We start from the raw sequence: 12,606 nt of genomic DNA, 5'->3' as shown, positions 1-12,606 counted from the left end.
GGCCTTTTTTTGTTCGTCTGGCGTCGTTACAGGTGCAGCGCCAGGCGAATCAGGCGGCTTTCGCTTCAGCCTGACTCAGCGAGCGGTTCAGCGCGCTGAACAGTGCCTTGAAGCTTGCCGTAGTGATGTTTTCATCGACCCCTACGCCGTGGACCGCACGATCGCCGTTAACTCGCAGTTCGATGTAGGCAGCTGCTTTGGCGGTGGTACCGGCACCGATCGCATGCTCGTTGTAATCCATGATTTCCACGCCAACCGGCAGGCTTGATACCAGCGCTTCGAGCGCGCCGTTGCCTTTGCCTTTCCAGCGTTGGGTTTCGTCGTTGACGCTGACTTCGGCATCCACTGCGCTGGTGTTGTTTTCTTCCTGCAGGCGATGGCTGATCAGTGCATAAGGTTTGTTGGCCTGCAGGTATTCACGCTTGAACAGCGCGTAGATCTGCTGGGCGCTCATTTCCAGGCCGAGGCGATCGGTTTCACCCTGAACCACCTGGCTGAACTCGATCTGCATGCGACGCGGCAGAGAGATGCCGTATTCCTGTTCCAGCAAATAAGTGATGCCGCCCTTACCGGACTGGCTGTTGACACGAATCACCGCCTCATAGCTGCGGCCAATGTCTGCCGGGTCGATTGGCAGGTAAGGCACTTCCCACAGAGCGTCGTCTTTCTGTTGGGCGAAGCCTTTGCGGATTGCATCCTGGTGCGAGCCGGAGAACGCGGTGTGAACCAGGTCGCCCACGTAAGGAGCGCGGGGATGGACCGGGATCTGGTTGCATTCCTCAACGACTTTACGCACGCCATCAATGTCGGAGAAGTCCAGTTGCGGGTCCAGGCCCTGGGTGTACATGTTCAGTGCCACTGTCACCAGGTCAACGTTACCGGTGCGCTCGCCGTTACCGAACAGGCAGCCTTCAACGCGATCTGCGCCAGCCATCAGGCCCAACTCGGTGGCCGCGATACCGGTGCCACGGTCGTTGTGGGTATGCAGGCTGATGATCACGCTGTCACGACGATTGATGTTGCGACAGAACCATTCGATCTGGTCGGCGTAGATATTCGGGGTAGCGACTTCAACCGTGGCGGGCAGGTTGAGGATGACCTTGTTCTCAGGCGTGGCGTTCCAGACTTCGATGACCGCGTCGCAGACTTCCTTGGCGAATTCCAGCTCAGTCGCGCTGAAGGTTTCCGGAGAGTATTCGAACGTCCACTGGGTCTCAGGCTGCTCTGCTGCGTACTTCACAAACAGCTTGGCTGCACTGACCGCGATTTCTTTCACGCCAGCCTTGTCCTGATTGAAGACGATGCGGCGGAAGGAAGGGCTGGTGGCGTTGTAGAGGTGAACGATTGCCTTCTTGGCGCCGCGCAGGGATTCGAAGGTGCGCGCAATCAGGTCTTCACGGCCTTGGGTCAGCACTTGAATAGTGGTGTCGTCCGGGATGTGGCCGTCTTCGATCAGCGTGCGTACGAAGTCGAAGTCGGTCTGTGAAGCCGCAGGGAACGATGCCTCGATTTCTTTCACGCCAACGGCGACCAGAGTCTTCCAGAAGCGCAGCTTCTTCACCGCATCCATTGGCTCAATCAGCGACTGGTTACCGTCACGAAGGTCCGAGCTGCACCAGATAGGCGCCGCAGTGATGGTCTTTGAAGGCCAGGTGCGGTCAGGCAGGTCGATGGTCGGAAAAGCGCGGTACTTCTTCGAGGGATCTTTGAGCATGGGCATTGGAGCGAATCCTTTGGGTACTTATTTTGTCTGGGCCGGGAGAAGGCGGCCAACCGATGAAGCGAGAGGCGGGGTGAGGCACAGCGATCTAGCTTGGCAGTCGTGCACTGACCAGGCTGAGACAGCGATGTTGCCGCAACAGAATGAGGGTTTGAGAGGTTTTCATAAGGCCAACCGTAACCATTGGGGTGAAAGTTGGCAAGAGGTTGAAAAAAATTGAGATAAGTTCTCTTGAAACGTTTTCTTGTGGTTATTTATAGCTTTAATCTTTAGTTAATAAGTTAATAATTGCGCGAGTTCGTTTTCTTGTAGGAGCTATCGCAGGCTGCGAAGCGATGTGGCAGACAAAATCGCTTCGCAGCCTGCGACAGCTCCTACAGAAAATTCCTAAGGCTGGAACGCGCCAATGAATATCGCCGGATCAACCCGTGCGTCATTAAGGCTGACATTCCAGTGCATGTGCGGACCCGTTGCCCGACCGGTCGAACCCACACGACCGATAACACCACCACGAGGTACTGCATCGCCAACCTTCACGTCAATCTTCGACATGTGGCAGAACATGCTGATGAAGCCCTGACCATGGTCAACAAACACGGTATTGCCGTTGAAGAAGTAATTACCGGTCAGGATCACTTTACCGGCTGCGGGGGCCTTGATGGGTGTGCCCGCCGGAACCGCAAAGTCCAGACCGGAATGCGGGTTGCGCTCCTCACCATTAAAGAAGCGGCGCACGCCGAACTTACTGGAGAGCGGGCCTGCTACCGGTTTGTCCAGCGCCAGATTGCTCGGTGTGCCCGGGCTGAAACTGCGGTAGGCCTTGAGCTGCTCGGCCAGCTCACCGTCAATGCGCTTCAGGTCATCCGGGTTTGGATTGACCTGTCTCTGGTTTTTCAGGGTGATACGTTGTTCGGGGTATTTCTTGCTACCGACCGCGAAGTTCAGGGTGCGGCTGCCACTGGCATCCTTGGCGACCAGTTGCTGAGTGCCCGGTTTTACGGTCAATGGCACGCCGACAATCGCCAGCCAGCGCACGCCCTGCTCCTTGACCACCAGCACCGGTTTGCCGTCGTACGTGGCTTTTGGCGCTTGTGCGGCATTGCCCAGATCGATCACTGCGACGCCACCGGGCACCGGCTTGTTCAGCAGGCGTGTGATGTAACTGTCAGCGTGGGCAGGCAGGCACAGAAAAGCAGCGAGCAGCGGGGCGATAAAACGCAGCATCAGTATTCAATCCAGAAGAGAAAGGGTGACAGGCGTCAAGTGGTTGTCCTCGACGCGCACTTGCAGTTCGCCTTCGCCAAGCCGAGCGGTCAGCCGCTGGCCGGTTCGGGTTTGTGCCGCGGTGCGAATCGCATGGCCGCGTTCGTCGAGCAATATGCTATAGCCTCGTCCCAGCGTCGCCAGCGGGCTGACCACTTGCAGGGTTTGCACTTGGGTCTGCAATTGCAGGCGGCGGGTTTTGAGCGCATCGCGCATCGCCTTGGGCAAACGCTCGGCCAGAACGTCCAGACGCTGGCGCAGAAACGCCAGTGTCCGGCCCGGATGCTGTGCGGCCAGGCGGCTTTCCAGGTGTGCAAGTCTGACCTGTCGCTTGTGGGTTTGCTGCTCGAATGCACGGCGCATACGCATGTCCAGATCATCCAGACGTTGCGATTGCTGGCGTAGACGTTCCCCTGGGTGGCGCAGACGGCGGGAGATTCCCTCAAGGCGCAGCCGTTCGCGCATCAGTTTGTCTTGTATGCGACTGACCAGTCGGCGATGCAGGCTGTCCACCCGACGATGCAGATCGCTAGAGTCGGGCGCCAGCAGCTCGGCCGCGGCGGAGGGCGTGGGTGCGCGGACGTCGGCCACGAAGTCGCTGATCGAGACATCGGTTTCATGGCCAACGGCGCTGACGATTGGCGTTACACAGGCATCAATGGCACGGGCCACGGCTTCTTCGTTGAAGCACCAGAGATCCTCCAGCGAACCACCACCACGGGCCAGAATCAGTGCATCGAAACCACGCGCATCCGCCAGCTTCAGAGCGCGAACGATCTGGCTGATGGCTTCGCGGCCCTGAACAGCTGTAGGGATCAGCGTCAGTTCGACTTGAGGTGCACGGCGGCGAAACACGCTGATGATGTCGCGGATCACGGCGCCGGTCGGCGAACTGATAATGCCGATGCGTTGCGGGTGAAGGGGTAGGGCGATTTTACGCTCGGCACTGAACAGGCCTTCGGCGCTGAGCTTCTCTTTCAGTGCATCGAAGGCCAGGCGTAGCGCGCCGTCACCGGCGGGCTCCACCGTGTCGAGGATCAACTGATAGTCGCCGCGACCTTCAAATAAAGAAACCTTGCCGCGAACCTTGACCTGCAAACCATCCTTGAGCGCCTGGCGGACTCGCGCTGCACTCTGCCGGAACAGTGCGCAACGGACCTGAGCCCCGGAGTCCTTCAATGTGAAGTACACATGACCGGACGCCGGGCGCGAGAGATTGGAGATTTCCCCCTCGACCCAGATATTGCTGAACACATCCTCCAGCAACACCCGGGCGCGGCCGTTGAGCTGGCTGACAGTAAGGATTTCCCGGTCGAGGCCGAGTCTTGCGAAGGGGTCTTTGATCATGGGGGGCATGATAAAGGCAATGCGCAACAAGCGCACGGCGGGAAATTTATCTGTCCCTGCAGGAGCGCACAAGCAGCGCAAGGCCGCGATGGCGGTCTGCCCGATACGCCGCAATCGCGGCCTTGCGCTGCTCGTGCGCTCCTACGGGAAATGCATTAGATTCAGGCGAAGCTCAAGGAAGAAGATCAATGGGCAACATCAATGTCATCGAAGCCTTCACTCAACTGGGCTTTACGCCCCTGAACTGGCTGCTCATCGTGCTGGGTATCGTCGCGGCTTATATAGTTTTTGGCATTGCAGGCTTCGGCACCGCGTTGGTCGCTGGTCCGATCCTGATCAACTTCATGCCGCTGTCGCAGATCATTCCTTTATTGGTACTGCTCGACTTCATCGCTGCATTTGGCAATCTGCTGCCTTCGCGTCAGTCGGTGGTCAAGTCCGAGCTCGTACGTCTGCTGCCGTGCATGGCGCTCGGGTGCAGCCTTGGCGTGGTATTTCTGCTCAACCTGAAGTCCGATCTGCTTCTCCTGTTAATGGGCGTGTTCATCACCTGTTATGCGCTTTATACCCTGGCGGTCAAAGCAAGGCCGACGCAACTGGCCGCAGGTTGGGCCATTCCGATGGGGACGGTCGGCGGGCTGTTCGGTGCGTTGTTCGGCAGTGGTGGCTTTCTATATGCGATCTACCTGAACAGCCGGCTGGAATCCAAAGAGCAGGTCCGCGCGACACAGAGTGCCTTGATCAGTTGCAGCACTATCGTGCGCCTGAGCCTGTTTCTGATCGCCGGGGTGTATGCGCAAATTCCGCTGCTGCTTCTGGCATTGTGCTTGCTACCCGCCATGGCGCTGGGATCGTGGATCGGCCGGCGGTTGACCCTGCGCATGTCGCGGGAAACGTTCGTCAGGCTGGTCACCTGGCTGGTGCTGGTCAGCGGTATCGTGCTGATAGGGCGCTATTTTGCACATTGACTCCGACTTGACCTGAGCCGCTGGGGCATTAAGCTGCCGACCCTCGAACACATTAGCCAAAGAGCATCATGAGCAGCCAAAGTATTATCGTCCCGCAGATTTCCGGTTTCCCTGGTCGTGAGGCCCGGGCACGTCTGATTCTGCGCTGGCTGGTCAAGCTCAACGTGGTTGAGCCAGAGTTGACCACCTGCGGGCGAACCTACAACAAGATGGCTTACGCCATTGCGCCCGGTGCTCGTGCCGTGGTCGAGCATCCGGAGGCGCTGCCCTTTGGTCAGCCGGTCAATGGTCTGGAGATCGTTACCAAGCGCTGCATCTACACGCCACTCAAGGATTTCGCCGAAGAAGCCGGTTGCCCTGAATGCCGCAAGGAAATCGGCGAGGCGCTGTTCGACAGTCTCGAAGAGTGGATGCCTGGTCACACTGACAACTTCATCTGCCCTGAATGCCGCCATGAAGACGACATCAACGGCTTTCTGTTCCTGCAGCCATGCGGCTTCTCGAACCTGGGTTTCATCTTTAACGACTGGCTCGACGCTTCGTTCAAACAGACCTTTCTGGATGACTTCGCCGAACGTCTGGATCGTCCGGTTTCCTTCGTCAAAGTACGTCTATAACGTCGTGTGATAATTGCCTAAGGTTTACATTGAGCCGACGGGGGTGTCTGGGTATAATGGCGCGCTTCCAATTTCCCGCTCGGGAGCCCCCGCGATGCTGCGTATCAGCCAAGAAGCACTTACTTTCGACGACATTCTCCTTGTGCCCGGTTATTCCGAGGTACTTCCTAACGAAGTCAGTCTGAAAACCCGTTTGACCCGTGGCATCGAATTGAACATTCCGCTGGTCTCCGCTGCCATGGACACCGTGACTGAAGCCCGTCTGGCAATTGCCATGGCTCAGGAAGGCGGTATCGGTGTCATCCACAAGAACATGACCATCGAGCAGCAAGCTGCCGAAGTCCGCAAGGTCAAGAAGTTCGAAGCCGGTGTCGTGAAAGACCCGATCACCATCGAGGCTGACGCCACGGTTCGTGACCTGTTCGAACTGACCCGCCTGCACAATATTTCTGGTGTACCTGTCCTGCACAATGGCGACCTGGTCGGCATCGTGACGTCCCGTGACGTGCGCTTTGAAAACCGTCTGGACGTGCCTGTTCGCGAAGTGATGACGCCTAAAGAGCGTCTGGTCACTGTTCGTGAAGGCGCTGACAAGAACGAAGTACGCGAGCTGCTGCACAAGCACCGTCTGGAAAAAGTCCTGATCGTCGACGCCAAGTTCGCGCTCAAAGGCATGATGACCGTCAAGGACATCGAAAAAGCCAAGGCTTATCCGCTGGCCAGCAAGGACGACCAGGGTCGTCTGCGCGTGGGTGCTGCTGTCGGCACCGGTAAAGACACTGGCGAACGCGTTACTGCGCTGGTTGCTGCAGGTGTTGACGTAGTGGTGGTCGACACCGCTCACGGTCACTCCAAAGGCGTGATCGACCGCGTACGCTGGGTCAAAGAGAACTTCCCTGAAGTACAGGTCATTGGCGGCAACATCGCCACTGGCGCTGCTGCCAAGGCACTGGTTGCCGCTGGCGCTGATGCAGTCAAGGTCGGTATCGGCCCTGGTTCGATCTGCACCACGCGTATCGTTGCTGGTGTGGGCGTGCCGCAAATCAGCGCTATCGCCAACGTCGCCGCTGCCCTTGAGGGTACTGGCGTTCCATTGATCGCCGACGGCGGTATCCGTTTCTCCGGTGACCTGTCCAAGGCCATCGTAGCCGGTGCGTCCTGCGTGATGATGGGCTCGATGTTCGCCGGTACTGAAGAAGCACCAGGCGAGATCGAACTGTTCCAGGGCCGCTCCTACAAGGCTTACCGCGGTATGGGTTCGCTGGGTGCCATGTCTCAGGCGCAGGGCTCGTCCGACCGTTACTTCCAGGACTCGTCCGAAGGTGCCGAGAAGCTGGTGCCGGAAGGTATTGAAGGCCGTGTTGCCTACAAAGGCTCGCTGGCCGCAATCATCCATCAACTGATGGGCGGCCTGCGTTCTTCCATGGGTTACACCGGCAGCGCTGACATTGAAGAGATGCGCACCAAGCCTGAATTCGTGCGTATCACCGGTGCCGGTATGGCTGAATCCCACGTCCACGACGTGCAGATCACCAAGGAAGCGCCGAACTATCGCGTTGGTTGATCCGGATTGCATCGTGGTTTGCGCCACGATGCAGCCCAACGAATTTTATAGCCGGGGCTGTTGACGCAGCCCCGTGTCGTTTCTGTTTATTGACGAGAATGAGTCATGGCCCTCGACATTCACGCCCACCGTATCCTGATCCTCGACTTCGGTTCCCAGTACACCCAATTGATCGCCCGTCGCGTGCGTGAAATCGGCGTTTACTGCGAGCTGCACCCGTTCGACATGGACGACGAAGCCATTCGTGAGTTCGCTCCAAAAGGCGTGATTCTCGCCGGCGGTCCCGAGTCCGTACACGAAGCCAACAGCCCGCGCTGCCCGCAAGCGGTATTCGATCTGGGCGTGCCGGTTTTCGGTATCTGCTACGGCATGCAGACCATGGCCGAGCAGTTGGGCGGCAAGGTTGCAGGCTCTGAACTCCGCGAGTTCGGCTACGCCCGTGTTGACGTAGTCGGCAAAAGCCGTCTGCTGGATGGTATCGAAGACCACATCGACGCCGACGGCCTGTTCGGCCTCGACGTGTGGATGAGCCACGGTGACAAGGTCACCAAACTGCCTGAAGAATTCCACATTCTGGCCAGCACCCCGAGCTGCCCGATTGCCGGTATGGCAGACGACGCTCGCGGTTACTACGGCGTGCAGTTCCACCCGGAAGTGACCCACACCAAGCAGGGCGGTCGCATCCTGTCGCGCTTTATCCTCGACATCTGTGGTTGTGAAGCGCTGTGGACCCCGTCGAAGATTGCTGAAGACGCCATTGCTCAGGTCCGTGCTCAGGTCGGTACTGACAACGTATTGCTGGGCTTGTCCGGCGGCGTTGACTCATCCGTTGTTGCTGCTCTGTTGCATAAGGCCATCGGCGATCAACTGACCTGCGTATTCGTCGATAACGGCTTGCTGCGCCTGCACGAAGGCGAGCAGGTGATGGCTATGTTCGCTGAGAACATGGGTGTCAAAGTGATCCGCGCCAACGCTGAAGACCAGTTCCTGAACAATCTGGCTGGCGAAAGCGATCCGGAGAAGAAGCGCAAAATCATCGGTCGTACCTTCATCGACGTGTTTGATGCCGAGTCCTGCAAGCTGGACAACATCAAGTACCTCGCCCAAGGCACCATTTACCCGGACGTGATCGAGTCGGCTGGCGCGAAAAGCGGCAAGGCTCACGTGATCAAGTCGCACCACAACGTGGGCGGCCTGCCGGAAGAAATGAACCTCAAGCTGGTCGAACCTCTGCGTGAGCTGTTCAAGGACGAAGTACGTCGCCTCGGTCTGGAACTGGGTCTGCCGTACGACATGGTTTACCGTCACCCATTCCCAGGCCCTGGCCTTGGCGTGCGGATCCTTGGTGAAGTGAAAAAGGAATACGCCGACCTGCTGCGTCGCGCTGACCACATCTTCATCGAAGAGCTGCGCAAAGCCGACTGGTACCACAAAGTCAGCCAGGCGTTCGTCGTGTTCCAACCGGTTAAATCGGTTGGCGTCGTAGGCGATGGCCGTCGTTACGCATGGGTCGTTGCACTGCGCGCCGTGGAAACCATCGACTTCATGACCGCACGTTGGGCGCACCTGCCTTACGAGCTGCTGGAAACTGTCAGCGGCCGGATCATCAACGAGATCGAAGGCATTTCCCGCGTGACTTACGACGTGTCGAGCAAGCCGCCGGCGACGATTGAGTGGGAATAATCCCCTACAGCGCAGCATGAAAAAACCGGCTTCGGCCGGTTTTTTTATGCCTGCGATAACGGCTAACTCTTGCTATAGAAGAGCCCGCCAGAAAATCGAAAAGTCGCGTGCTTATATTTTGAGATATTCATCACATAAACACTGCAAGTCATTATGCGTCAACGCACCTTTCACTAATCGCAGTGGTCCAACCTGCGGCTTCATGCGTACACAAGAAAATTCTCACCTATTAATCGGGCAGTGAACGACCAGCCGCAAAAGCCGGCCGCATGCTCTATGGAAATGATGCTCTTATCAGGGACCCGTCTTTATGCGCTCTTACCTTTCTGTTGTCGCCGCTTCTCTCGCCACGCTTACCTGCCTGACCGCCATGGCAGCAGACGATATTTCGGGCGTGACGCTTGGTTCCTCGTTAGCTGATGCCAAAGAAGCCATCGCCAAGGCAAACCCCGACTTGAAGCTTTCTCCGCTCATGTTGAGAAACGGCAATGAGGGAGGGGTAACAGCGGTGAGTCCGGACCTGATACCTGAGGCAGGTGTGGGTAGCGTGAAACGTCCTTCTGACGAGTTTGCAGCACTTCAAACTGACTCAGGCAAGGTTTGGTTCATCGCTCGCGTTCAGCGTCTTGAGCAGGGTGCGCGCATCAAGACCGATACGCTTGAGGCTTCATTGACGGAAAAATTTGGTAAGCCTTCCTCCCCCGGCTTGGGCTACGGTTTTGTCTGGCAATTCGACCGCGAAGGGAAACAGTACTTCGGTCCTGGTACAGCGGGGCCTTGCGATAGCATGATGCGGGGCGGTAGCAATCTTCCCGGCGTAACAGTGGGTGCACCTGAGTCGTTCAGTCCGACATGCGGGAAGTTGATTGTCGTATCAACGACGGAACAGCCTGACGGCATGGTGCCCTATTACACCGTCTCCCTTATCGACGCCAAAACAATGTTTGACGAGCTGGCCGCGCGTGATGCTCAGGCAGAAACTGAGCGTGCGAAAAAGCTTTCGGATGAGCAAGCCAAAGGTGTGAAGCCTAAAATCTGATAGCAGCAGATATCTGGCACAAAACTGGTGTTCCAGAAAAAAGATGCCGACGCGAGCTGATCGATCAGGGGTTCGCTGTTGTTTGAGTGAGTGGAATAGATAGAAAAGCCGGTGTCGTCTAGCAGCAGGCGCACCGGCTTTTTTATTGTGAGCAATTGACCTGTACAGCCAACAAATTAGCTCCCATCGAAACACAACACGTAACGTTCTGAGTTTACGCAAATCCTGTGGGACCGAATTTATTCGGGAAGAGGTCGGTACATCCGTCACATCATTGTCGTCGGGAATGCCGCCTTCCCGGCTAAAGCCGGTCAAACTGGTTCTCTGTTTGCTGCGCGACAGCGCGGTGGCTCGGAAACCGGGACGACTTCTGCATGGGCCGCCGCTCCAACAGGTTCGGTGTTTTGATTTTGGAAATGCAGGTGTATCGTATTCGCCCCTCGCATCGACTCTCGGATGCGACTCGTGTCTGGTTTTTGAGGTGTTCGCGTTTATGTCTTTTACCCGTCGACAAATACTCGGAGGCCTTGTCGGTCTTGCTGCGGTGGGGCTGGGCGCGGGCGGTGCTTCCCGGTATTGGCTGGGCCGTCGTGGGCCGGGTGAGGGGCATGATTTCGAGCTGATCGCCGCGCCGCTGGACGTCGAACTGGTCGCGGGGCATCAAACGCCGGCGTGGGCGTTTGGCGGATCTGCGCCCGGGACCGAGTTGCGGGTGCGACAGGGCGAGTGGCTGCGCTTGCGCTTTATCAATCATCTGCCGGTTGAAACCACGATCCACTGGCATGGCATTCGCTTGCCGCTGGAAATGGATGGCGTGCCCTATGTGTCGCAGCTACCCGTCAAGCCGGGCGAGTATTTCGATTACAAGTTTCTGGTGCCGGATGCAGGCAGCTACTGGTATCACCCGCATGTCAGCAGCAGCGAAGAGCTGGGGCGCGGCCTGGTCGGGCCGCTGATCATTGAAGAGCGCGAGCCCACTGGCTTCAAACATGAGCGCACGGTCAGTCTGAAAAGCTGGCATGTGGACGAAGAGGGCGCATTCACTGAGTTCAGCGTGATTCGCGAGGCTGCTCGTGAAGGGACGGCGGGGCGTCTCTCTACTATCAATGGTATCCCTCAGGGCGTTATCGAGTTGCCTGCCGGGCAGATCACTCGGGTGCGAATTCTCAACCTTGATAACACCGTGACCTACCGTCTCAATCTGCCGGGAGCCGAGGCACAGATTTATGCGCTGGACGGCAATCCGATCAAGCCTCGGCCGTTGGGCAAGGATTATTGGTTGGGACCGGGTATGCGCCTGTGTCTCGCGATCAAAGCGCCGCCTGCAGGTGAAGAGTTGTCATTTCGAAATGGCCCGGTGCGCTTGGGTACTTTCCGTTCGGTCGCCAATAATGATGCGCCAGGCGAATGGCCGCCGGAGCTGCCAGCCAATCCGATTGCCGAGCCGGACATTGAAAATGCCGAAAAGCTTAACTTCAACTTTGAATGGGTCGGATCGGTCTCCGTCAATGTCGATAACGGCAAGCCGCCAAGTCTGTGGCAGATCAATGGCGAGGCCTGGGATATCACCGACAAGACCTGCGCCGACCGGCCTATCGCGAAACTGGTATTGGGCAAGAGCTACATCTTTGAGCTCAAGAACATGACCCAGTATCAGCACCCGATTCACTTGCATGGGATGAGCTTCAAGGTGCTGGCGTCGGATCGCAGGAAGATTATTCCGTATTTCACCGATACGTTCCTGTTGGGCAGAAACGAGCGCGCACGTGTGGCGCTGGTGGCGGATAATCCCGGCGTGTGGATGTTCCACTGCCATGTGATTGATCACATGGAAACCGGACTTATGGCAGCAATAGAGGTTTCTTGATGCGGCAGCCGCAAATCATTGATCGCAGTCGCGATCAGGACTTCATGCGCGAAGCGTTGTCACTGGCGGCTCAAGGGGCTGCGCTGGGTGAAGTACCCGTGGGCGCGGTGCTGGTACAGAATGGCGAGATCATCGGTCGAGGCTTCAATTGCCCTATCAGTGGCAGTGATCCCAGCGCTCATGCGGAGATGGTCGCTATACGTGCTGCGGCGCAGGCGGTCAGCAATTACCGGCTGCCGGGCAGCACGCTGTACGTCACGTTAGAGCCGTGCAGCATGTGCGCGGGGCTGATCGTCCATTCGCGTATTGCACGCGTGGTCTACGGCGCACTTGAACCCAAGGCTGGCATTGTTCAGAGCCAGGGGCAGTTTTTCACTCAGGGCTTTCTCAACCATCGTGTTTTGTTTGAAGGCGGGGTGCTGGGTGAGGAGTGCGGCACGATGTTGAGCGAGTTTTTCAGGATGCGACGGGCGAAGGGCTAACGCTGAGCTGCTTGATTTGAAATGAGACCCCCTGTGGGAGCGGTGCTTGCCCGCGA

The 12,606-nt window shown here is 57.7% G+C and carries 10 protein-coding genes; 7 read left to right on the top strand and 3 right to left on the bottom strand.

All coding sequences use genetic code 11. The features are described from left to right. Positions 1-49 precede the first annotated feature (49 nt). The 3 genes from leuA to xseA all read right to left on the bottom strand — a co-directional run bounded on the left by leuA (position 50) and on the right by xseA (position 4,330). The gene (gene leuA / locus EE949_RS16735) at positions 50-1,720 is read right to left on the bottom strand and encodes a 2-isopropylmalate synthase (protein ID WP_122665291.1); all 1,671 of its coding nucleotides are present in this window, start codon (positions 1,718-1,720) and stop codon (positions 50-52) included. Positions 1,721-2,107: 387 nt separating this feature from the next. Next, the gene (locus tag EE949_RS16725) at positions 2,108-2,944 is read right to left on the bottom strand and encodes a peptidoglycan DD-metalloendopeptidase family protein (protein ID WP_122665289.1); all 837 of its coding nucleotides are present in this window, start codon (positions 2,942-2,944) and stop codon (positions 2,108-2,110) included. Positions 2,945-2,950: 6 nt separating this feature from the next. Then, entirely contained in the window at positions 2,951-4,330 is a 1,380-nt protein-coding gene (gene xseA, locus EE949_RS16720; RefSeq protein ID WP_162874479.1) for an exodeoxyribonuclease VII large subunit, read from the bottom strand. Positions 4,331-4,518: 188 nt separating this feature from the next. Between xseA and EE949_RS16715 the strand changes: the two genes are divergently transcribed. The 7 genes from EE949_RS16715 (at position 4,519) to tadA (ending at position 12,550) form a co-directional block, all read left to right on the top strand. Then, entirely contained in the window at positions 4,519-5,298 is a 780-nt protein-coding gene (locus tag EE949_RS16715) for a sulfite exporter TauE/SafE family protein (protein ID WP_122665288.1), read from the top strand. Positions 5,299-5,366: 68 nt separating this feature from the next. After that, positions 5,367-5,915, top strand: coding sequence for a sugar ABC transporter ATPase (locus tag EE949_RS16710; RefSeq protein ID WP_122665287.1), 549 nt, complete (start codon positions 5,367-5,369; stop codon positions 5,913-5,915). Positions 5,916-6,009: 94 nt separating this feature from the next. Then, positions 6,010-7,479 (top strand): IMP dehydrogenase, encoded by a 1,470-nt coding sequence (gene guaB / locus EE949_RS16705; RefSeq protein ID WP_122665286.1) that lies wholly within the window; start codon positions 6,010-6,012, stop codon positions 7,477-7,479. A gap of 105 nt (positions 7,480-7,584) precedes the next feature. Beyond that, on the top strand, positions 7,585-9,162 hold the full coding sequence (gene guaA, locus EE949_RS16700; RefSeq protein ID WP_122665285.1) for a glutamine-hydrolyzing GMP synthase: 1,578 nt from the start codon (positions 7,585-7,587) through the stop codon (positions 9,160-9,162). Between the two features lie 310 nt (positions 9,163-9,472). Further along, complete coding sequence (locus EE949_RS16695) at positions 9,473-10,201, top strand: hypothetical protein (RefSeq protein ID WP_122665284.1); 729 nt, start codon at positions 9,473-9,475, stop codon at positions 10,199-10,201. 493 nt (positions 10,202-10,694) lie between these two features. Next, positions 10,695-12,068: a multicopper oxidase family protein gene (locus EE949_RS16690; RefSeq protein WP_122665283.1), complete on the top strand. Its 1,374-nt coding sequence runs from the start codon at positions 10,695-10,697 to the stop codon at positions 12,066-12,068. Continuing rightward, entirely contained in the window at positions 12,068-12,550 is a 483-nt protein-coding gene (gene tadA / locus EE949_RS16685; RefSeq protein WP_122665282.1) for a tRNA adenosine(34) deaminase TadA, read from the top strand. The genes EE949_RS16690 and tadA overlap by 1 nt, the downstream gene beginning before the upstream one ends. The last annotated feature ends 56 nt before the right edge of the window (positions 12,551-12,606 follow it).

The organism is Pseudomonas viridiflava (assembly GCF_900602065.1).
Lineage (GTDB): Bacteria > Pseudomonadota > Gammaproteobacteria > Pseudomonadales > Pseudomonadaceae > Aquipseudomonas.
Note: the sequence above shows the minus strand (reverse complement) of the source record. Positions and strands in the feature narration are given on the sequence as shown.

Coding starts and splice junctions, on each gene's coding strand:
- leuA (WP_122665291.1), bottom strand. CDS start 1,720: ATGCCCATGCTCAAAGATCCCTCGAAGAAGTACCGCGCTTTTCCGACC.
- EE949_RS16725 (WP_122665289.1), bottom strand. CDS start 2,944: ATGCTGCGTTTTATCGCCCCGCTGCTCGCTGCTTTTCTGTGCCTGCCT.
- xseA (WP_162874479.1), bottom strand. CDS start 4,330: ATGATCAAAGACCCCTTCGCAAGACTCGGCCTCGACCGGGAAATCCTT.
- EE949_RS16715 (WP_122665288.1), top strand. CDS start 4,519: ATGGGCAACATCAATGTCATCGAAGCCTTCACTCAACTGGGCTTTACG.
- EE949_RS16710 (WP_122665287.1), top strand. CDS start 5,367: ATGAGCAGCCAAAGTATTATCGTCCCGCAGATTTCCGGTTTCCCTGGT.
- guaB (WP_122665286.1), top strand. CDS start 6,010: ATGCTGCGTATCAGCCAAGAAGCACTTACTTTCGACGACATTCTCCTT.
- guaA (WP_122665285.1), top strand. CDS start 7,585: ATGGCCCTCGACATTCACGCCCACCGTATCCTGATCCTCGACTTCGGT.
- EE949_RS16695 (WP_122665284.1), top strand. CDS start 9,473: ATGCGCTCTTACCTTTCTGTTGTCGCCGCTTCTCTCGCCACGCTTACC.
- EE949_RS16690 (WP_122665283.1), top strand. CDS start 10,695: ATGTCTTTTACCCGTCGACAAATACTCGGAGGCCTTGTCGGTCTTGCT.
- tadA (WP_122665282.1), top strand. CDS start 12,068: ATGCGGCAGCCGCAAATCATTGATCGCAGTCGCGATCAGGACTTCATG.